At 69.1% G+C, this 18978-nt stretch carries 20 protein-coding genes; 8 read left to right on the top strand and 12 right to left on the bottom strand.

What is annotated here, in order from left to right; genetic code table 11:
* Positions 1-11: 11 nt before the first annotated feature.
* The 3 genes from ISO16_RS25715 to ISO16_RS25705 all read right to left on the bottom strand — a co-directional run bounded on the left by ISO16_RS25715 (position 12) and on the right by ISO16_RS25705 (position 1487).
* Positions 12-434: a hypothetical protein gene (locus ISO16_RS25715; protein WP_072634719.1), complete on the bottom strand. Its 423-nt coding sequence runs from the start codon at positions 432-434 to the stop codon at positions 12-14.
* Positions 435-526: 92 nt separating this feature from the next.
* Complete coding sequence (locus ISO16_RS25710) at positions 527-916, bottom strand: hypothetical protein (RefSeq protein ID WP_065922833.1); 390 nt, start codon at positions 914-916, stop codon at positions 527-529.
* A gap of 115 nt (positions 917-1031) precedes the next feature.
* The gene (locus tag ISO16_RS25705) at positions 1032-1487 is read right to left on the bottom strand and encodes a carboxymuconolactone decarboxylase family protein (RefSeq protein ID WP_072634718.1); all 456 of its coding nucleotides are present in this window, start codon (positions 1485-1487) and stop codon (positions 1032-1034) included.
* A 75-nt stretch (positions 1488-1562) separates the two neighbouring features.
* Here ISO16_RS25705 and ISO16_RS25700 point away from each other — a divergent pair, with 75 nt between their 5' ends.
* The gene (locus ISO16_RS25700) at positions 1563-2492 is read left to right on the top strand and encodes a sigma-70 family RNA polymerase sigma factor (RefSeq protein WP_006933904.1); all 930 of its coding nucleotides are present in this window, start codon (positions 1563-1565) and stop codon (positions 2490-2492) included.
* Between the two features lie 75 nt (positions 2493-2567).
* On the opposite strand, the gene ISO16_RS25695 is transcribed toward ISO16_RS25700, so the two are convergent.
* A complete protein-coding gene (locus ISO16_RS25695) occupies positions 2568-3662 on the bottom strand; it encodes a VOC family protein (protein ID WP_006933903.1) in 1095 nt (364 codons plus the stop codon).
* A gap of 221 nt (positions 3663-3883) precedes the next feature.
* Between ISO16_RS25695 and ISO16_RS25690 the strand changes: the two genes are divergently transcribed.
* The 5 genes from ISO16_RS25690 to ISO16_RS25670 all read left to right on the top strand — a co-directional run bounded on the left by ISO16_RS25690 (position 3884) and on the right by ISO16_RS25670 (position 8713).
* Complete coding sequence (locus ISO16_RS25690) at positions 3884-4762, top strand: acetaldehyde dehydrogenase (acetylating) (protein ID WP_006933901.1); 879 nt, start codon at positions 3884-3886, stop codon at positions 4760-4762.
* Positions 4759-5823: a 4-hydroxy-2-oxovalerate aldolase gene (dmpG, locus tag ISO16_RS25685; RefSeq protein WP_072634717.1), complete on the top strand. Its 1065-nt coding sequence runs from the start codon at positions 4759-4761 to the stop codon at positions 5821-5823. The genes ISO16_RS25690 and dmpG overlap by 4 nt, the downstream gene beginning before the upstream one ends.
* A 15-nt stretch (positions 5824-5838) precedes the next feature.
* Complete coding sequence (locus ISO16_RS25680; RefSeq protein WP_072634716.1) at positions 5839-7317, top strand: aldehyde dehydrogenase; 1479 nt, start codon at positions 5839-5841, stop codon at positions 7315-7317.
* A 165-nt stretch (positions 7318-7482) separates the two neighbouring features.
* On the top strand, positions 7483-8235 hold the full coding sequence (locus ISO16_RS25675; protein WP_006933896.1) for an SDR family NAD(P)-dependent oxidoreductase: 753 nt from the start codon (positions 7483-7485) through the stop codon (positions 8233-8235).
* A gap of 49 nt (positions 8236-8284) precedes the next feature.
* Positions 8285-8713, top strand: a complete 429-nt coding sequence (locus tag ISO16_RS25670; RefSeq protein ID WP_072634715.1) for a tautomerase family protein — start codon at positions 8285-8287, stop codon at positions 8711-8713.
* Between the two features lie 121 nt (positions 8714-8834).
* Here the strand turns inward: ISO16_RS25670 and nphA are convergent, their stop codons facing one another.
* Together nphA and ISO16_RS25660 are read right to left on the bottom strand one after the other, a co-directional pair.
* Complete coding sequence (gene nphA, locus ISO16_RS25665; protein ID WP_072634714.1) at positions 8835-9365, bottom strand: NADH-dependent flavin reductase; 531 nt, start codon at positions 9363-9365, stop codon at positions 8835-8837.
* 28 nt (positions 9366-9393) lie between these two features.
* Complete coding sequence (locus tag ISO16_RS25660) at positions 9394-10956, bottom strand: 4-hydroxyphenylacetate 3-hydroxylase family protein (protein WP_043799290.1); 1563 nt, start codon at positions 10954-10956, stop codon at positions 9394-9396.
* Between the two features lie 237 nt (positions 10957-11193).
* On the opposite strand from ISO16_RS25660, the gene ISO16_RS25655 reads away from it, so the two are divergent.
* A complete protein-coding gene (locus tag ISO16_RS25655; RefSeq protein WP_072634713.1) occupies positions 11194-12216 on the top strand; it encodes an AraC family transcriptional regulator in 1023 nt (340 codons plus the stop codon).
* A 54-nt stretch (positions 12217-12270) separates the two neighbouring features.
* On the opposite strand, the gene ISO16_RS25650 is transcribed toward ISO16_RS25655, so the two are convergent.
* Both ISO16_RS25650 and ISO16_RS25645 read right to left on the bottom strand, forming a co-directional pair.
* Positions 12271-13299, bottom strand: coding sequence for an NADH:ubiquinone reductase (Na(+)-transporting) subunit F (locus tag ISO16_RS25650; protein WP_006933887.1), 1029 nt, complete (start codon positions 13297-13299; stop codon positions 12271-12273).
* A gap of 2 nt (positions 13300-13301) precedes the next feature.
* Complete coding sequence (locus ISO16_RS25645) at positions 13302-14516, bottom strand: cytochrome P450 (protein ID WP_029542310.1); 1215 nt, start codon at positions 14514-14516, stop codon at positions 13302-13304.
* A gap of 131 nt (positions 14517-14647) precedes the next feature.
* Here ISO16_RS25645 and ISO16_RS25640 point away from each other — a divergent pair, with 131 nt between their 5' ends.
* Entirely contained in the window at positions 14648-15652 is a 1005-nt protein-coding gene (locus ISO16_RS25640) for an AraC family transcriptional regulator (RefSeq protein WP_044475768.1), read from the top strand.
* 123 nt (positions 15653-15775) lie between these two features.
* Here ISO16_RS25640 and ISO16_RS25635 read toward each other — a convergent pair whose 3' ends face one another.
* The 4 genes from ISO16_RS25635 to ISO16_RS25620 all read right to left on the bottom strand — a co-directional run bounded on the left by ISO16_RS25635 (position 15776) and on the right by ISO16_RS25620 (position 18951).
* Complete coding sequence (locus ISO16_RS25635) at positions 15776-17041, bottom strand: acyl-CoA dehydrogenase family protein (RefSeq protein ID WP_006933879.1); 1266 nt, start codon at positions 17039-17041, stop codon at positions 15776-15778.
* A gap of 130 nt (positions 17042-17171) precedes the next feature.
* Positions 17172-17369, bottom strand: a complete 198-nt coding sequence (locus tag ISO16_RS25630; RefSeq protein ID WP_006933877.1) for a tautomerase family protein — start codon at positions 17367-17369, stop codon at positions 17172-17174.
* Between the two features lie 2 nt (positions 17370-17371).
* Complete coding sequence (locus tag ISO16_RS25625; RefSeq protein ID WP_072634712.1) at positions 17372-18160, bottom strand: 2-keto-4-pentenoate hydratase; 789 nt, start codon at positions 18158-18160, stop codon at positions 17372-17374.
* Positions 18157-18951 carry a 2-keto-4-pentenoate hydratase gene (locus ISO16_RS25620; protein ID WP_072634711.1) on the bottom strand — a complete coding sequence of 265 codons (795 nt, stop codon included), beginning with the start codon at positions 18949-18951 and terminating at the stop codon, positions 18157-18159. The genes ISO16_RS25625 and ISO16_RS25620 overlap by 4 nt, the downstream gene beginning before the upstream one ends.
* Positions 18952-18978: the final 27 nt, after the last annotated feature.

Below are 18978 nucleotides of genomic sequence, written 5' to 3'. Positions count from 1 at the left end.
CATCCGGTCGATCAGGCCTCCGACGGGCCGGACTTCTTCGGTTCGCCGGTGGCGGGGTAGTCGAGCAGCGACTGCTGCAGACGGGACCACTGATGGGCCAGACCCTGCAACGGTGCCAGCGACTTTTCGACCACCTCCAACTGACGGTCGAACGCCGACAGTTGTGCCTGCAGCGCCTGCACCGATTTTCGCTGCGCGTGCAGCTGCTCGACGAGTGCATCGAACTCGGTGAGGACGGGTGGCACGAGCTCCATCACCTGCCGAAGAGAGCCGAGCATCCGGATCGCGGGCGCGGACAGGGGCTCGGGAATCGCGCCGAGGGCGTCGCTCCCGATCGACCCGACCGCGTCCGCCACGGCGCGGGTCCTCTCCAGCAACTCCTCCATCGCGGACCCGAGCAGTCCGAATCGACGGGTCTCGCCTTCCTCCGCCATCGTCACCCTCCTCCGGACCACGGTTCGGTCCCGATCCGATCATGCCCCCCGGGCACCGTCTCGGCAGCCGAACCCCGTCGCGGCAGGCTCCCTCAGGCCGCGGGGGTGTCCGTGCGGGAGAGCACGGCGGGCGCCTGCGCGACGAGGCCCTGCAGAAAGCGGACGACGGTGCCGGCCGCCGGAGCGGCGTCCGGCGTCAGCATCGCGCACAGCGTCCGGTAGCTGCCCGGATCGAGTTCCGGCTGCGCCCGGAACTGCGCCGTGAGCGGCACCGTGAACGCGATCGTCCGGTCCCGCGAACGGATGTCGAGCGTCGGTCCACCCACCGCCGCGGTCAGCCGGACCTCGAACCGGTTCGCGCCCACGGTGTGCACGAAGCCCACGGTGCGCACGTTGGCGCGTGCCATCTGCCGGTAGAGCGGCCGCAGTCCTCCGAGGACCATCGACGGAAGCGTGACGGCACCGGAGCCGGCGGCGAACATGAGCGCACTCCTTTTCGTTCTTTTCGTTCGGGGCCGTCACCACGCGGGCGACGACCCTCCGACGCATTATCTGGAATGATTCCAGAAAATACGGCAGGGGGCAACGTCGCGGTCGTCACCACTGCGCGCCGGCCACCTGCTTGACCGTCGCGTTGAGCCGGTTCCACACGTTGATCAGCGAGATCTGCAGGATCAGCGCCGCCAGTTGCGGCTCGTCGTAGTGGCGGGCGGCCTCGTCCCAGACGTCGTCGGGCACCGGGTCGGGCCGGTCCGCGAGCCGGGTCACCGCCTCCGTCAGCGCCAGGGCCGCCCGCTCGGCATCGGTGAAGTACGGCGCCTCGCGCCACGCCGCCACCGCGAACAGCCGCTTGTCGGTCTCCCCGTCCTTCTTCGCCAGCCGCGGGTGCATGTCCACACAGACGCTGCATCCGTTGATCTGGCTCGCCCGCAGATGCACGAGGTGGGTGGTGCGCGCCGGCAGCCCGCCACCGTCGGCGGCGTTCCCCAGTGCCTGCAACGCCGTCACCGCGTCGGGCAGAACGAGCGCGGGATTCATCATTCGAGCCTTCATGATCGTCTCCTTGTCACATCCGGGGTCGTGCGTTCGTCACAGCCATGACGGATCCCGACGACAGAATGTGACGACATGAGCGACGGAAACTTCTCGGCCCACCCCGGCGGCGCCTTCCCCGCCGAACAGTTCGAGGCACATCGGGACCATCTCCGGGCGGTGGCCTTCCGCATGCTCGGCTCGGCGAGCGAGGCCGACGACGCCGTGCAGGAGGCCTGGCTGCGCTTGCACCGCTCCGGCACCGACGAGGTCGCCAACCTGGGAGGCTGGCTGACGACGGTGGTGAGCCGGGTGTGCCTGGACATGCTGCGCTCCCGGGGCTCGCGCCGGGAGGTCCCCCTCGATCAGCCCGACCGTCCCGAACCTGGGTCGACGGACCCGCGCGACGTTCCGGAAAGCGCTGCACTACTGGCCGATTCGGTCGGTGTGGCCATGCTCGTCGTGCTCGACACCCTCGCCCCGGCCGAACGCCTCGCGTTCGTGCTGCACGACCTGTTCGCCGTCCCGTTCGACGAGATCGCCCCGATCGTGGAGCGCTCCCCCGCCGCCACCCGCCAGCTCGCGAGCCGCGCGCGGCGGCGCATCCAGGGCGCGACCGCCCCACGGGCCGACCTGATGCGCCGCCGTCGCCTCGTCGACGCGTTCCTCGCCGCGTCGCGGGAGGGACGGTTCGACGACCTGCTGGCCCTGCTCGATCCGGACGTGGTCCTTCGCGCGGACGACGTCGCCGTGGCGACGGCCCGTGCCGGCGCGGCTCACGGCGCACCGGCGCTCGCGCACGAGCTTCACGGACCCCACAGCGTCGCAAAGGTTTTCGACGGCCGCGCCCAGGCCGCCCGGACGGTGCTCGTCGACGGAATGCCCGGTGCCGCATGGGCGCCGGGCGGCCGTCCGCGCACGGTGTTCGCCTTCACGATCGAAGACGACGCGATCGTCGAGATCGAGGTGGTGTCGGATCCCGGGCAGCTCGCGGCGCTCGAGGTGACGTTCCCGGACGCCGGCTGACACGCGGGTGCGCACCTCTCGTCGCGGCACGCCGGAGACCGGCGCGGGAGGTGCGCACCCGTAGAAGGCCAGGGCTCAGACCGGGGATCCCGAAACCGCTCGGGAATGGTCGATTTCGTCCGGAACCGCGCGTTCCGCGGCACTCACCTCCGGGTCGTCGACGGGAGCACCGGGACCGAAGTGCGAGAACTTCTCGATGTGCTGATCGAGTGCGAGCGGATTCGGGGTGCCGTAGGTGAAGTACGTCTCCCACGGCAGCTTCGCGCCGCCGACCGCGAGACCGGTGTCGATATCGGACATCTGCCAGGTCTTGGTCTCGGCGTCCGGATCCAGGTGCAGGTAACCGGCCTCGCCGAACAGTTCGATGCGGTTGCCGCCCGGCTCGAACACGTAGAGGAACTGCCCCTGGGTGATCCCGTGCTTGTCGGGGCCGGCCTCGATCTGGATGTCGTAGTCGCGGAACATCTCGACCGCATCGGCAAGGTGCTGGCCGGTGCCGTAGTAGAACGCGAGGTGGTGGAGCTTGCCGCGGCCGCCGGTCATGTCCCGCATGCAGGCGACCTCGTGGCCGAGCAGGTTCGAGCTCATCCAGGCGCCGATCTCGACGTTGCCGTCCACGACGCGTTCGGTGGTGCGGAATCCGAGGTGCCGCTCGAACGAGTCCTTGAGCGGGGTGACATCCGAGGCCATCAGGTTGAGGTGGTCGATCCGCTTGACCGGAATCCCCGACAGCGGCTTCTTCGACGGCCGCGAGAGGATCTTGCTCTGCAGTTCCTGCGGGGCGACGTACTTCTCCACCTCCCACAGCAACTGCAGGTTGTGACCGTCCGGGGACTGGAACTCGAAGGTCTTGCCGTAGCCGAACTGGTCCTCGCTCCACGTACCCTCGACGTTGCCCTGCTTCAGCGACGCCACGCGGCGCTCGAGCGCCTCCGGCGAACTGGCGCGCAGCGCGGCGTGGCCCATGCCGGCTTCCGGCGCCTCGGTGACCTTCAGGCTCCACTGGTACGGGTCTTCGTACCCACGCAGGTAGACGGACTGCCCCTCCCGATGCGTGACGTACATGCCGAGGAACTTCGTGAAGAAGTCGAGGGTTTCCTGCGGCCTGGGGGTGAACAGTTCGGCACGGGCGAGGTGCGCGATGTCGAAACGGGCAGTGGGGTCGGTCATGGCTACTCCTGATCTCCGCTGGCCGGGCTTGCTGCTCCGGTTGTGGTGGATGTCACGAGCTTGCGGGGGTGCCGGCGCTTCCGTCAGCGCTGTTCGGGATAGCCGAACACCGATCGGATCACGGCCGGGCGTGTCCGGTACCGCCGGATCACCCGCCGTCTACCAGGGGATCGGCCCTAGCGTCGGCAGCATCACCCCGACACTGGAGGGAAGGCCCACAGATGAGTCGATTGAAAGCCGCGATCGTCGGATCCGGGAACATCGGGACGGACCTGATGTACAAGCTGTTGCGGTCCGAGCATGTCGAGCCGGTGTACATGGTCGGCATCGATCCGGCCAGCGAGGGACTCGAGCGGGCCCGGCGGGAGGGCCTCGAGGCGTCCGCGGAGGGACTCGAGTGGCTCCTGGCCCGGCCCGAGCTCCCGGACGTGGTGTTCGAGGCCACCTCGGCGAGGGTGCACGCCGCGGCCGCACCCCGGTACGCCGCGGCCGGCATCACCGCGATCGACCTGACGCCCGCCTCGGTGGGCCCGTACGTCGTGCCCGCGGTCAATCTCACCGAACACCTCGACGCACCGAACGTGAACATGGTCAGCTGTGCCGGTCAGGCCACGATCCCGATCCTGTACGCGATCAACCGGGCCGCGGACGCCTACTACGGGGAGATCGTCGCCGCGATCGCCTCGCACAGCGCCGGCCCGGGCACCCGCCAGAACCTCAGCGAATTCAGCGAGAAGACCGGCCGGGCACTCGCGCAGGTCGCCGGCGCGGACCGCGCCAAGGCGATCTCGGTGATCAACCCGGCCGAGCCGCCGATGAACATGCGCGACACCGTCTACGCCAAGGTCCGCCACCCCGACCCGGACGCGATCGAGCGCGCCGTGGTCGAGATGGTCGCCAAGGTGCAGCAGTACGTCCCCGGCTACACGCTGCGTCTGGTCGATGTGGACGGCGACCTGGTCACGGTCATGCTCGAGGTCGTCGGCGCCGGCGACTTCCTGCCCACCTACGCCGGAAATCTCGACATCATCACCGCCGCCGCCGTGCAGGTCGCCGACGTCATGGCGCAGCGCAGCCTCGTCCAGGGAGCAGCCCAGTGAGCACCACCGACACCACCCACACCCCCGGCGGGCGCCGCAAGGTCACCCTCGTCGACACCACCCTGCGCGACGGCATGTCGTCGGTCTCGCACCGGTTCACCCCCGGCAATGTTGCCGACATCGCCCGCGGCCTCGACCGGGCCGGGATCCCCACCATCGAGGTGGCCCACGGCATCGGCCTCGGTGCCTCCTCGATCCAGTACGGCTTCGCCGCCGCCACCGACCCCGAGTACGTGCGTGCCGCCGTCGACGCCGTCGACCATGCGGACATCGCGGTGCTGTACGTCCCGGGCATCGCCACCCTCGCCGAACTGCAGGGCGCGATCGACGCCGGCATCAAGACCGTGCGCGTCGCGGTGCACTGCACCGAGGCCGACTGCGCCCAGCAGCCCGTCGAGTGGGCCAAGGACCAGGGCCTGAACGTGATGACGTTCCTGATGATGAGCCACAAGCTCGAGCCCGCACCGCTCGCCGAGCAGGCCGCCAAGCTCGACTCCTACGGCGCCGACGTCGTCTACGTTGTCGACTCCGCCGGCGCGATGGTGCCCCGGCACGCCGGCGACCGCGTCGCGGCGCTGCGGCAGGCGATCTCCGCCGACATCGGTTTCCACGCCCACAACAATCTCGGGGTCGGCATCGCCAACGCGCTCACCGCGGCCGAGCACGGGGCGACGTTCATCGACGGGTCGCTGCGCGGGCTCGGCGCCAGCGCCGGCAACGCCCAGACCGAGGTGCTCGCCGCCGCGTTCGAGCGGGCCGGCTGGGACACCGGGGTCGAGCTGTTCCCGCTGATCGACACCGCCGAGCACGTCGTCGCCCCGCTGATGACCGAACCGCAGATCGTCGACGAGACCGCCCTGATCCTCGGCTACGCCGGGGTGTACTCGACGTTCTTCCACCCGACCAAGCGGGCCGCGAAGAAGTTCGGCCTCTCCACCCGCGAGATCCTGCTCGAACTCGGCCGCCGCGGCGTCATCGGCGGGCAGGAGGACATGATCGTCGATGTCGCCTCCGAACTGGCCGGCCGCACCTACGAACTGCCGGCCCGAGCCGGCGTCTGACCCGGGGAGACTGCCATGACCCAGACCCAGAACACGCCGTCGGTGACGCAGGTCCGGCACCTGATCGGCGGCGAATGGAAGCCGGCGTCGGACGGGGCCACCTTCGAGTCCCGCGACCCCCACGACGGGGCGCTGCTCGGGGTCGTGCCCGCGGGCACCGCCGAGGACGGTGCCGCGGCGATCACCGCCGCCCGCACCGCCTTCGACGACGGCCCCTGGCCCCTGCTGTCCCCGAAGGAGCGCGCGAAGATCCTGCACGCGGTCGCCGACACGGTCGACGCCCACCGCGAGGAACTCGCCCTGCTCGAGACCCGCGACGGCGGCAAGAGCATCAACCAGTCGCTGCACGCCGAAATCCCCCGCGTGGCCCACAATCTGCGGTTCTTCGCCGACTACGTCGCGATGGCCGCCAACGAGGCCTACCCCGACGGGGACCTGCTGTCCTACGTGCTCTACCCGCCGGCCGGTGTGGTCTCGGCGATCAGCCCGTGGAACGCACCCCTGATGCTGGCCACCTGGAAGATCGCCCCCGCGCTGGCCTTCGGCAACACCGCGGTGCTCAAGCCGGCGCCGCAGACCCCGCTGACCGCGCACCGCTTCGCCGAACTCGCCCTCGAGGCCGGACTGCCCGAGGGCGTGCTCAACGTCGTGCACGGGTTCGGCGGTGAGGCCGTCGCCGGGCCGCTGACCTCGGATCCGCGGGTGGATCGGATCACCTTCACCGGCTCGAGCGCGACGGGCGTGAAGATCCTGCAGGCCGCGGCAGCCAACCACACCCCGGTCTCGGCGGAGATGGGCGGCAAGTCCGCGAACATCGTCTTCGCCGACGCCGACCTCGACGTCGCCGTGCCGATGGCGATCCGCGCGATCTTCGGCGGCAACGGACAGGTGTGCCTGGCCGGGTCCCGGCTGCTGGTGCACAACAGCATCATGGACGAGTTCCTGGCCCGGTTCACCGAGCAGGCGAACACGCTCACCGTCGGCGACCCGAAGGACCCGTCGAACTTCCTGGGCCCGCTCATCGAGCAACGCCACCTCGACAAGGTGCACGGCTACGTCGAGCTCGCCCAGGAGGAAGGCGGCAAGGTCGTCACCGGCGGCGCCCGCCTCACCGACGAGGCCCGCGCCGGCGGCTTCTACTACCCGCCCACCGTGATCACCGGGCTGACCAACGACTCCCGCACCGCACGCGAGGAGATCTTCGGCCCGGTCGAGACCGTCCTCGGCTTCGACACCGAACAGGAGGCCCTGCGCATCGCCAACGACTCCCCGTACGGCCTGGCCGGGATGCTGTTCACCCAGAACCTGGACCGGGCCCACCGGATGGCCGCCCGCTGGAAGGCCGGCACCGTGTGGATCAACACGTTCTTCGAACGCGACCTGCGCCTGCCGTTCGGCGGCGAAGGCGCCAGCGGCCTCGGCCGCGAGGGCGGCCAGTACTCGCGCGAATTCTTCACCGAACCCCGCGCGGTCACCCTCCGATTGCGCGGCTGAAACGGCCGGAGAATCGGATTCGCTCCGCAGACCGGAATCCGCCCACGGCATCTTGCGTGGGCGGATTTCTGTTCGGCGCGTCGATCGCGGCCGAACGACCAATCGCCCGTCCCGCTACTGCGCGGGTCGTCCGGGCGTTCCACAACGGCAAGAGGGAGCACAGGTATGACTTCGTCCTCAGTGTGTGTCGTCGTCGGCGCGACCGGTGCGATGGGCACCGAGTTCACCCGTCGCCTGGCCCGTCGCGGCCTTCGCGTGATCGCCGTCGCCCGCAACGCCGACGACCTCGACAAGCTGGCGGCCTCGGACGACCTGATCGTCCCGTGCGTCGCCGACATCGCCGACGACAGCGCGATCGAGGCGATCGCCGCCCACGTCGACGCACCGGTGCGGATGGCCGTGTTCGCGGCCGGACTTCCGGTGCGCGGCTCGGCCGACACCATCGCGCCGGGAGACTTCGCGGTCGGCGCGAACATCAAGGTCGGCGGGCTGGTGCGGCTGCTGCACGCCGTCCGCGACCACCTGGTGCCGGGTTCGCGTTTCGTGACGATCGCCGGGTCGCTCGGGCTCGAACCCGGCCCGCTCGACGCCGGGCCGGGGACGGTGAACGCCGCGGTCTTCAACCTCATGCGCCAACTCAGCGCGCTGTACGGCCCGAAGGGCGTCACCACCCACACCATCGCGCCGGGGCCTGTCGACACGCCACGGCTGCGGAAGTTCGTCGAGACCGAAGCCGCCGAGACCGGCCGCGACCCCGGCGAGATCTGGAACCGCTACCGCGCCAAGACCACGCTCGGCCGGCTACCGACCCTCGACGAGATCGGCTGGACTCTGGAGATGCTGCTCGCCCCCGAGGCCGCCGTGCTGCACGGAAGCGTCCTCACCGTCGACGGCGGGACCCGGCACGGAGTCCAATAGTCACGGAGTCCAATAGATCTGTACCCCAAAACGTCACAAAGGAGCGGCCATGCCCGTTGCACACTTCCATCTCGTCGACGGCGCCTACTCTGCCGAGCAACGACGTCGGCTGCTCGCCGACGCGAGCCGCTGCTACGCGGAGGTCCTCGACTCCCCGATCGAGCGAGTGCGGGCGTTCGTCGTCAGGTACGACCCCGGCGACGCCGCGACGACCGGGACGGTGATCGCCGACGGCGGCACCCCGGCCCCCTACTTCACCGCGATCGTCCTCGCCGGACGACCGATCGAGCAGCGCCAGGAGCTGGCGGCGCGTTTCACCGATCTGATCGTCGAGATCCTTGGGGCGCAGCGGGATCTGGTGCGCGGACAGATCGTCGAAGTCGATCCGGTGAACTGGTCCATCGCAGGCAACCCGGCCGCTGCCACGCGCGCCGGCGAGATCACGGCACGCGCGGCGGCCGCACAGCCGGCGCGGTGATCAGCGGGGCATGAGCGAATGTGCCGTTACGTCGATCTATCCGACACAACGGCACCTTCGCTCGGGGGTTCGAGAGGCGGGGTGACCGCGACGCCCGCCGCGGCCTCCCCGCCCTGCTCGATCAGAACCCCCAGGGTTCGTCCCTGCCCTGCAACTCGAGCGACCGGAAGGTGCCGGTGTAGAACACCAGCGGGTGCCCGTCGTCGTACCAGAGCCGCTCCACCCGGCCCACGTGCAAGGTGTGGTCACCCGCGGGATGCGAATCGACCACGGTGCACGCGAGGTGAACCAGTGCACCTTCGAGGAGAGGCACGCCCTTGCGCCACACGAACCGGACCAGATCCGGCTGGTTCGCCGCGCCGGCGAAGTGCAGGGACAACGGTTCCTGGTCCCCGGCGAGGATCGAAACGCCGTACCGCCCCGCCTCGCGGATCCGCTCGTTCATCTTGGCGCGGTTGGCGATCGATACGAGCACGAGCGGCGGATCGAGCGACACGGAGGTGAACGCGTTGGCGGTCATTCCGTGCACCGAGGCCTCGTCCTCGGACTCGGCGGTGGTGACGATGGTGACGCCGCTGGCGAACCGGCCGAGGGCCTTACGCATGTGCAGAGGCGTGACGTCGAGATCGGATTCCCGGGCGGTGTCGGTCATGACCGTGCTCCTCATCGCTGCGCCCCGTTCAGCTACGGACGATCTTCAGATCGTCGTTGTTGATCAGATCCGGGCGCGTCCAGCCGTCGATGTCGTATTCGGACATGCACTGCTCGGCGAAGCCCTTGAGCTGGTTGTCCAGGCCCTGAGCCTGGTAGGCGAACAGCGTCTGGAAGCGCACGGCCTCGTGGTCGCCGCCGTAGTTGCGCTCGTACAGCTCGTGCCGGCCGCCGAACTCGGTACCGACGGCATCCCAGAGCAGCTTGAGCAGCTTGACACGATCGATGGCCACGATGCCGTTCGACCCGCGAACGTACTGGTCGAGGTACGGCCGGATCTCGGGGTTACCCCAGTCGCTCGCATGCGAATTCAGGTAGATCAGGCCGCTGCCGAGGGTCTGCTGGATGATCTCCTTGATCCGCGGGTAGCCGACGCCCATGAAGGTGCGGTAGGCGAGACCGTAGTTGAGGTTCGGTTGCACGGCCCCGTTGACCCACGGATCGGGCGTCTTCGCCATCGCGTCGGACAGTCCCCAGAACATGTCACGCCAGTTGAGGATCTCGCCGATCTGCATCTGCACGCCGCGGAATCCGGCCGAGCCGGTCATCTCCACCGCCTTCATCACACAGCCGGCGATGAAGTCCAGCTTCACGGCGAGACGGGCGCAACCGTGGAACATGAAGCGAGACATGAAGCCCGACTTCATCACGAACCCGTTGGTCGTCTCGGTGTCGTAGGCGAAGACGTTCTCCCACGGCACCAGCACCCGATCGAACACCATGATGGCGTCGTTCTCGTCGAATCGGCTCGAGAGCGGGTAGTCGAACGGCGTACCCATGACGGCGGCGTTCATCTCGTAGGACGTACGGCAGAACAGCTTCAGGCCCGGCGAATCCATCGGGACGGTGAAGATCAGGCCGAACTCCTTCTTGCGGAGCGGCAGGCCGTAGTGCGCGATGAAGTTGGCGTTGGTGATCGCCGACCCGGTCGCCACCACCTTGGCGCCGGACACGATCAGGCCCGCGTCGGTTTCCTCCACCACGTGCACGCAGATGTCGGCGGTCTCGTCGGCGGGCTTGTCGCGGTCGATCGGGGGGTTCACGATCGCGTGGTTCATGTAGATCACGCGTTCCTGTGCTTCCTTGTACCACCGCTTCGCGTTGTCCTGGTACTCCCCGTAGAACTCCGCGTTGGCTCCGAGGGTGCCGAGGAACGACGCCTTGTAGTCGGGCGAGCGGCCCAGCCAGCCGTACACCTCGCGCTGCCAGGTGGCGATCGCATCACGAGCGAGGAGCAGATCGTCGGCACTGTGCGCCGTCTTGAAGAACGGATGGGTGAATCCTCCGTTACCGGTGTCGGTCGGCACCGACAGGATGCCCTTCGCTTCCGGCTTGTGCATCGCGTCGTACATCCGGGCCACCGACCGGACCGAATTGCGGAAGGCCGGATGTGTGGTGACATCGTCGACCCGCTCGCCACGGAAGTACACCTCACGACCGTCGCGGAGCGACTCGATGTACTCGTCGCCGGTCATGGGCCGGACGGTGTTGGGCGCTCCGACGGCGTCGCCCAGGATCGATGTGGTCGTCATGGTCTTCACTCCTGGTCTCGGGGGTGTGGTGCAGGAATCGGCTCGGGTGGGGAACGGCACGACGGGCGTCGACCCGGCCCGGCCGTATCCGCCGACTTCGGAGGATCCCGGCACCGATCACGCTGGCGCGCTTCGGTAACCGTCCTCGGTGGTCGCGCGGGGCCGGGGGTTGGGACATCGTTCCGGGCGCCACGTTCCTGTGATCTGTAACACTAGAAGGCGGAGGTGTGGTGGAACATGGCTGAGCGCGAACAAACGGGTGACTCTGCGCGCAACGGAGCGGCCCCCGGCATCGTTTCCCTGCGGACGCAGGAGCTGGACACGAGCGAGGGGCACGCCCGATGGGCGAGCACGCTGGGGCAGCTGTACTGCGAGATGGACGTCGCGTGGCCGAACCCACGACGTCACTTCGACGCGGAATGGGGCGGCCGGCCGTTCGGCGATCTGCACGTCAGCACGATCCGGGCCGACGCCCACACGGTGGTCCGCTCGCCCGCGATGGTCGACTCCGACTCCGGTGCAGGCTATCTCGTGTGCATCGTGACCGAGGGCCACGTCGAGGTGCAGCAGTCGGGCCGGACCACGACGGTCGAGCGAGGGTCGTTCGCATTGCTCGACTGCGCCACCCCGTTCGTCTTCCACTCCCCCGCGCCGTTCCGGCAGATCGTCGTGCGGTCTCCTCGTGAACTGCTCACCTCGCGCCTGCCGGGGCGGATCGTCGAACACGGCACGGCCCGCACGATCTGCGGCGAGACCGGGCCGGGCGGACTGGTCGGTCGTTTCTTCGTCGACATCGCGTCGATGAATGCCCCCATCTCGCGGGGGGCCGCCGTGTCGTTCGCCTCCTCGGCCGTCGACATGCTGGTCACCGCCCTCACCGAAGGCACTGTCGCGACCGGTGCCGCCCAATTGCACCGCACGGAAGATCTCACCCGCGTCCAGCGGGTCATCGAACAGAAGCTGCACGATCCCGAGCTCACGCTTCCGGACGTCGCCGCCGACGCCGGGATGTCGTTGCGCAACGTCCAGAAGCTCTTCAGCGCAGCGGGCACCACTCCGCGCGCATGGCTGTATCAGGCACGGCTCGAGCGCGCGCGGAAGTACCTGCTGACGACCGAGATGTCCGTCGCCGAGGTCAGCGAATGCGCGGGCTTCCGGGACGTCTCCCACTTCAGCAGGACGTTCCGCGCCGCCTTCGGCGCGAGCCCCGGCCAGTATCGGAAGGAACGCGCCGGCCGCGAACCGGGGCACCGACACTGAACGACGACCGGCCGGGTGCTCGGGGTGAACCCGAACACCCGGCCGCGGAACCGGTCACACCGGCGACATCACCGGCGGCGCGCTGCCGACGGTGAACTCCTCCTTGAAGATCAACCGGGGCGCCATGCGACGCCGTTTGAGCGCCTTGACCGCCGCGGTGACCATGGCGGGTGGCCCGCACAGGTACGCGCTGCGCCCCTTGCAACTGGCGAAGTCGTCGAGCACGGCGTCGGTGACCACGCCGGTGGCGCCGTCCCACTGCTCCTCGCTGAGTACAGGGTGGTAGCGGAATCGGGGATCGGCGGCCTCGAGAGCCCGGAAGAAGTCCACGTCGTACAGATCCGCCTGCCCGCGCCCTCCGTGGTACAGGTCGATACTCGGGACAAGATCGTTGGAGAGTGCATGGCGCACAATCGACTTCAAGGGGGCAAGCCCCGTTCCGCCGCCGACCAGAATGGCCGGTTCTTCCTGGGGACGAACCAGGGCGAACTGCCCCAGCGGCCCGCGCAGCCCGATCCGGTCTCCCGGCCGAAGCGAGCCGAAGATCCACCCCTCCGTCGCGAGCCCTCCATCGACCCGCTTGATGTGGAACTCGAGCCGGCGCGACTCGGAGGGCGGATTGGCCATCGAGTACTGACGCGCCACAACGGAACCCGGCACGATCAGCTCGGCGTACTGACCGGCGGAGAACTCCATCGGCTCGTCCAGTTCCACGACGAGCCGGCGGGTGCACCGTGCGATGTCGGCCAGCTCGAGCACGGTGCCGGCGTGGTCGCGCAAGGGATGCCTCGGCCCGTCCGGGGGCACGTCGTTCAACGGCGCGACGGTCAGATCGGTGCGAGGTGTCGCCTGACAGGCGAGTGTGAGCCCGGACGCGCGCTCCGCCTCGCTCAGGATGGTCTCGTCGGGCCGGCCGTGGTCCACCTCGCCGCACAGCACCCTGATCTTGCAGGTCCCGCAGGTGCCCTGCGAGCACGCGTGCGGCAACCAGCGGTTCGCCCGCAGTGCGGACTCGAGTACCGAACGGTCGGGCGCGCCGGGAAAGGCCCCGTCCTGCCCGGAAACGGTCACCGAGTGGCTCACGACTACACCTCCCATCGGACGTGCAGGCCCTGCGGGCCGCGGAAGGTCCAGCCCCAGAAGCTCGGGGTGCGGTCGGGGTCGGGTTCGATGTTCGGGATCGTCTCGAACAACTCCTCGAGGGCGATCCGGACGATCGCGGTCCCGAGGTAGGTGCCGGCACAGGCGTGCTTGCCGGCGCCGAAGGCGAGGTGCGGCATGACCGGCCGGTCCACGTCGTAGGCGTCCGGGTTCGCCCACACCGTCTCGTCGCGGTTGGCCGAGCCGTACGCGAGTATGACCGGCGTACCCGCGGGCAGGTCGACGCCGCCGACGGTGACCTCCCGGTTCGCGACCTTGACGGCGGCGCTCCAGATCGGCGCTACCCAGCGCGCGCCCTCGTTGACCGCCCGCGGGAGGAGATCCGGATCGTCGACGACGCGCTCGAGCTGGTCGGGATGCTGCAGCAGGCCCGCCAGTGTCGTCGTCATGACGTGACCGGGCTCCTGCAGCGCACCGAGCAGGAAGACGTAGATGTTCGGGTAGATTTCCGACCGCTCCCGCACCTGCCCCTCCGGCATTCCGTCGTGCAACCAGTGCGAGATCAACGTGTGGTCGGGATTGCGGGTCCAGTGGTCGAGCAACGGATCGACGGTGGCGACGATCTCCTCCTTGATCCGGTCTCCGGCCTCGAAGGGCTCGGCATGGGCGAACTCGCCGTTCTCGTCGACCTCGGCGTTGCCGTACGACAGCGCGAGCGTCTGGAACCACCGCACGAGCGTCTCCGAGGGGACGTTCCGCAGACCCATCAGGTCACCGACCGCACGGACGCTGACCGGAGCGAAATAGGCCTCCTGGATGTCCACGGCCCCGAGTTCCTCGATCCGTTCGAGGATGCTCCGCGCCTGCGGCCGGACCAGCGCTTCCACGTAGGAGTCGACCGCGGCGGGCCGGAGTTGCGGATCGATCCATTCGCGCAGCTTGCGGTGCCGCTCGCCGTTGGAGTCGAGCACGGTTCCGGTCCCGAACGTCCGCCCGCCCGAGGGGGCGATCACCGTGGACCACGTCTCGGAGTCCTGGGTGATCTGCAGGCACAGCTCCCTCGTGGCCACCACGTGCATCCCGATCGCCGGGACGTAGGCGACCGGCGCCTCCCGGCGCAGCCGCTCGTAGATCGGATTCGGGTCGCGGTCGAGTTCCTCCATGGTGATCTCGTCGATCCAGGTATGGGTGGTGGTCATGATGTCGCTCTCCTGTCGTGGGCTCATCCGGAGATGACGGCCGGGGTCGCGCAGACGGGGTGTCCCGCGGTATCGTCCGCCCGCCGAGTTCCTGTGATCTGGAACACTAGAAGGCGGAGGTGAGCGGGAACATGACCGACAGTGCACCGAAGGATGACTCCCCGTGCACCGCGGCGTCCGGCCGGAGATTGGCGCTGAGCACGCGCGAACTGGAGTCCACCGAAGGTCGTGCCCGGTGGACGGACACGCTCGAGACGACCTACTGCGAGATGGACGTCGACTGGCCGCAGACGCACGACCGTTTCGCGGCGGATCTGGTCGCGCGCCCGCTCGGGGAGATGACCGTCAGTGTGGTGCATGCCGATCCGCACGCGGTGGTGCGGACACCGTCGATGATCACCTCGGATCCGAACGACGACTACCTGCTGTGCTTGATCACGCGCGGTTCCGCGATCCTGACGCAGGGGACCCGGTCGGCGACCCTCACCGACGGCGCCTTCGGCATCGTCGACTCGTCGGCACCGTTCGTCGTCGACGCCACAACCGAATTCGAGCAGATCGTGCTGCGCACGCCGCGTGAGCAGCTGACCTCCCGCCTTCCCGTCGAGCTCATGAACAGCGTGACAGGCCAGGGCATTTCCGGGCAGTCCGGAATCGGCCGGTTCGTGTCCCGGTTCCTCGTCGAGGTCGCCACCGCCGATACCCCCTTGTCGCAGGGCTCTTCGGCAACCGTTGCGGCCGCGGCGCTGGATCTGCTCGTGAGCGCGATCGGTGAACAATCGCCCCCGTTGAGCGCCACGAAGCGGATCCACGCGGACGACCTTCGCAAGGTGCAGAGCACCATGGTCCGGTATCTCCGAGACCCCGACCACACGCTCGCCGATGTCGGCGTTGAACTCGGAATGTCCGTGCGGTACATCCACAAGTTGTTCAGCACGGCGGGAACCACCCCCCGTACCTGGCTGTACCAGGTACGCCTCGGACGCGCGCGTGCCCTGCTGTCGGAAACCGACCTCACGGTCACCGAGATCAGCGGCCTGGTCGGCTTCCGGGACGTGTCCCACTTCAGCCGTGCCTTCCGTCGGCAGTTCGGCTCCAGCCCCGCGCATTTCCGGCTCGGTCGAGCCGTACGATAGTCGCCGGGACGGGCGGACCGCGTGCACCGCGCGTCCGCAGTCCCGCGAGAACCGTTCGTCCCGTTTCCTCGCCGGAGATCGACGACCGTCCCGCGCTCCGAATGATGTGCGGAGAATGTTCCGTTATCCGGTGTGATCGCGTCCGAAGATCTGTCGTGCGAGGACCCATCGCTGGATCTCGTTGGCGCCCTCGTAGATCTCACCGATCTTGCTGTCCCGGTATATCGCCTCGACCGGTCCTTCGGTGTCGTCGGCTCCGAGGGACTGCACGAATCCGAGTCCGCCGAACGCCTGCACGGCATCCCGGGCGATGCGCGCCGCCAGGTCGGTGCCGCGCAGCTTCGCCATCGCCGCTTCGGGCTCGGGAAAATGCTCCCCGGCGTCGAGCCGAAGAGCCGCTTTCAGGTACAGGCTGCGGGCGGCCTCGAGATCCGCCGCGTAGTCGGCCATCACGAACTGCCAGTGCTGTTTGGAAGCCAGCGAACCACCGAACGCGTGCCGCGACTTCAGATGCGCGACGGTGCGGTCGAAGGCGGCCTGCGCCATGCCGACGCCGGCGGCGCCGATTCCGATGCGGCCGTACGTGAGTGTCCGGAGCGCGACGCGCAGGCCGCCGCCGACCCGCCCGAGCACCGCTTCCGGTCCGAGCCGAACACGGTCGAGGATCACGTCGGCCGTGATCTGCCCGCGGTTGCCGAGTTTGCGGTCGGGTGTGCCGACGGTGACGCCCGGTGCGCTGGTGGGAACGATGAAGGTGGTGAGGCTGTCGCCGGTCCGGGCGAGCACGACGACGACGCCGGCGACGACCGAATTGGTGATCCACCGCTTGCGGCCGGTGAGTACCCACCCGTCGCCGTCCGGGCTCGCGACGGTCTGCACCGCCTCGGGAGAGAGATCGCTCGACGCACCGGGCTCACTCGTCGCGAACGACCCCACGATCTCCCCGTCGACGACGGGACGCAGCCATCGGTGCCGTTGCGCCTCGGTGCCCTGGTCCAGTGCCGTGCCGGCGAGGATGCAATGGACGTCGTAGATGGCGGCGACACTGTTGGAGTAGTACGCCAGTTCCTCGACGGCCACCGCGGTGGCCGTGGCGCGATGCGTGAGTCCGTCGCCACCGACGTCCGCGGTGAAGGGAATGCGGAACAGACCGTTCGAGGCCATGGCCTCGAACGCGTCCCGCGGGAACCCGTCGAGGCGCTCGTCCCCGCCGGCGATCCGGCCGGCGATCGGCGCGACGGCCCGGGTGGCGAAGTCCCGGACGCGGTCGCGCACCTGTCGCACCTCCGGTGGCGACAGCAGGTCGTGGTACATCCGGTCCGCCACCCGTTCGCAGCCGGGCTCGGGCTCGGCAACCAGGGTCAGGGCGCGCTGTCGGTTCGACGTCATCGGGTCTCCGGGGGATACAGGGGATGGTGTCTCCCTTGTGTATCCCGCGGCCCCGCCCCGATCCGGCCCGATCACGATGCTCGACTGCGTCGCCGGCGGGCGTTGTCGCAGTTCGGGATATCCGGACCGTTCAGGCCCGTGTCTCACGCTCGGCGATCGTCACATCACCCGCCGCGAAGTGTGTCTTCGGCGTCTCCCGCAGCACCACCCGGATGTTGGGCAGCGGCGCGTCCAGCGCTCGGTGCGCCGCCTGGGTCAGTTCGTGGATCAGCCTCCGGAGCTCGTCCGGGCTGCGCCCCTCCGCGATCGTCACGTCGATGAACGGCATCGTCAGCCTCCCGCCACGATGACGGTGCCGAGGGTGGTGAAGTGCGCGGCGATGCGCGCCCCCGGCTGCACCGGCACCGCGTCGGTCATGCCGCCGGTGAGCACCACCCACCCTGCCTCGATGGCGAGTCCCCGCTCGGCCAGGGTGTTCGCGGCGAAGGCCAGCGCCTCCGCGGGATGTCCGTGCACCGCGGCGCCCGTCGCCGAGTCCACCACCTCGCCGTCGACCTCGAGCAGGCACGCCTCGAGGGCGAGATCGAGATCCTCCGGCGCACGGCCGACCGGACCGGTCACGTACCGTCCGGACGAGTTGTTGTCCGCGACGGCGTCCATCATCGAGAACTGGTAGCCGGAGAACCGGCTGTCGATGATCTCGATCGCGCCGACCACGTGCTCCACCGCGGCCAGTGCGGTCGCGGCCGAGACCCCGGGTCCCTCGAGCCTGCGGCCCATGACGAATGCGATCTCCGGCTCCGCGCGGGCGTGGATCATCTTCTCGCGCGGGACAGGCTCGCCGATCGGCAGGATCATCCGGTCCGTGAGCCACGCGGTGGACGGCGAGTCCACGCCCACCTGCCGTTGCTTCGCCTTCGATGTGACCCCGAGCTTCACGCCGGTGAGCCGCTCGCCGCGGGCGAGCCGCATGCGCAACGCGATGTCCTGCGCGGCGTACGCGGTCCCCAGGTCCAGTCCGTCCCATTCCGCGAGGATCGACGTCTGCGGGGTCGCGGTGTCCTCTGCACGCAGCAGCACGTCGGCGACGCGGGCCGCGCTCCACAACTGGTCGCTCATTTCTCGTCCTTTCCGCCGAGCACGGCGGTGACGCTGCCGAGCCCGCTGATGTTCGCCACGATGGAGTCGCCCGCCGCCACTGGGAACGCCCTGGTCATGGAGCCTGGAAGCACCACATGCCCCGGTTCGAGGGTGACCCCGAGCGGGCCGACCGTGTTGGCCAGCCACACCAGTGCGTTGAGCGGGGACCCGAGCACGGCTCCGCCTGCTCCCGTCGCCGTGAGTTCACCGCCTATGTGGAGCGTGCATCCGATCAGCCTCAGGTCGACGTCGCCGAGGGAGACCGGCCGGCTCCCCAGGATCACCCCGCCGGAGGAGGCATTGTCCGCGATGGTGTCGAAGATGCCGATCTTCCAGTCCCGGATCCGCGAGTCGACGATCTCGAGTGCGGGCAGCACGAAGTCCACGGCCCGCGCGGCTTCGGCGGAGGTGACGCCCGGACCGGCCAGCGGCCGGCCGAGCACGAACGCCACCTCGGGCTCGATCCGCGGCTGCAGGAAGCGGCCGGCGGGGATCGGCTGGTGCTCGAGGTGGAACATGCTCGCGGTCAGGTGCCCGAAATCGGGTTGATCGACGCCCATCTGCCGCTGGATCGCACGGGAGGCCAAGCCCACCTTGTGGCCCTTGACGACATCACCGGCCAGCGTCCACTGCTCGACCTGCAGCTGTTGGATCCGGTAGGCGAGTTCGATCGACGCGTCGGGATGGTCCGGGGTGAGCGGATCGATCGGTTCCCCCGTGCGATACACCTCGAGCAGTCGGTCTGCGGCCTTGTGGGCGGCGGTGTCCATGGCTCCTCTTTTTCGCTTGTCTCGTTC

Source organism: Rhodococcus sp. M8, assembly GCF_015654185.1.
Taxonomy (GTDB): Bacteria; Actinomycetota; Actinomycetes; order Mycobacteriales; family Mycobacteriaceae; genus Rhodococcus; species Rhodococcus aetherivorans.
Note: the sequence above shows the minus strand (reverse complement) of the source record. Positions and strands in the feature narration are given on the sequence as shown.

Coding starts and splice junctions, on each gene's coding strand:
- ISO16_RS25640 (WP_044475768.1), top strand. CDS start 14,648: ATGACCGACAGTGCACCGAAGGATGACTCCCCGTGCACCGCGGCGTCC.
- ISO16_RS25705 (WP_072634718.1), bottom strand. CDS start 1,487: ATGAAGGCTCGAATGATGAATCCCGCGCTCGTTCTGCCCGACGCGGTG.
- ISO16_RS25620 (WP_072634711.1), bottom strand. CDS start 18,951: ATGGACACCGCCGCCCACAAGGCCGCAGACCGACTGCTCGAGGTGTAT.
- ISO16_RS25635 (WP_006933879.1), bottom strand. CDS start 17,041: ATGACGTCGAACCGACAGCGCGCCCTGACCCTGGTTGCCGAGCCCGAG.
- ISO16_RS25670 (WP_072634715.1), top strand. CDS start 8,285: ATGCCCGTTGCACACTTCCATCTCGTCGACGGCGCCTACTCTGCCGAG.
- ISO16_RS25695 (WP_006933903.1), bottom strand. CDS start 3,662: ATGACCGACCCCACTGCCCGTTTCGACATCGCGCACCTCGCCCGTGCC.
- ISO16_RS25625 (WP_072634712.1), bottom strand. CDS start 18,160: ATGAGCGACCAGTTGTGGAGCGCGGCCCGCGTCGCCGACGTGCTGCTG.
- ISO16_RS25710 (WP_065922833.1), bottom strand. CDS start 916: ATGTTCGCCGCCGGCTCCGGTGCCGTCACGCTTCCGTCGATGGTCCTC.
- ISO16_RS25675 (WP_006933896.1), top strand. CDS start 7,483: ATGACTTCGTCCTCAGTGTGTGTCGTCGTCGGCGCGACCGGTGCGATG.
- ISO16_RS25680 (WP_072634716.1), top strand. CDS start 5,839: ATGACCCAGACCCAGAACACGCCGTCGGTGACGCAGGTCCGGCACCTG.
- ISO16_RS25645 (WP_029542310.1), bottom strand. CDS start 14,516: ATGACCACCACCCATACCTGGATCGACGAGATCACCATGGAGGAACTC.
- ISO16_RS25660 (WP_043799290.1), bottom strand. CDS start 10,956: ATGACGACCACATCGATCCTGGGCGACGCCGTCGGAGCGCCCAACACC.
- ISO16_RS25690 (WP_006933901.1), top strand. CDS start 3,884: ATGAGTCGATTGAAAGCCGCGATCGTCGGATCCGGGAACATCGGGACG.
- nphA (WP_072634714.1), bottom strand. CDS start 9,365: ATGACCGACACCGCCCGGGAATCCGATCTCGACGTCACGCCTCTGCAC.
- ISO16_RS25700 (WP_006933904.1), top strand. CDS start 1,563: ATGAGCGACGGAAACTTCTCGGCCCACCCCGGCGGCGCCTTCCCCGCC.
- ISO16_RS25655 (WP_072634713.1), top strand. CDS start 11,194: ATGGCTGAGCGCGAACAAACGGGTGACTCTGCGCGCAACGGAGCGGCC.
- ISO16_RS25630 (WP_006933877.1), bottom strand. CDS start 17,369: ATGCCGTTCATCGACGTGACGATCGCGGAGGGGCGCAGCCCGGACGAG.
- ISO16_RS25715 (WP_072634719.1), bottom strand. CDS start 434: ATGGCGGAGGAAGGCGAGACCCGTCGATTCGGACTGCTCGGGTCCGCG.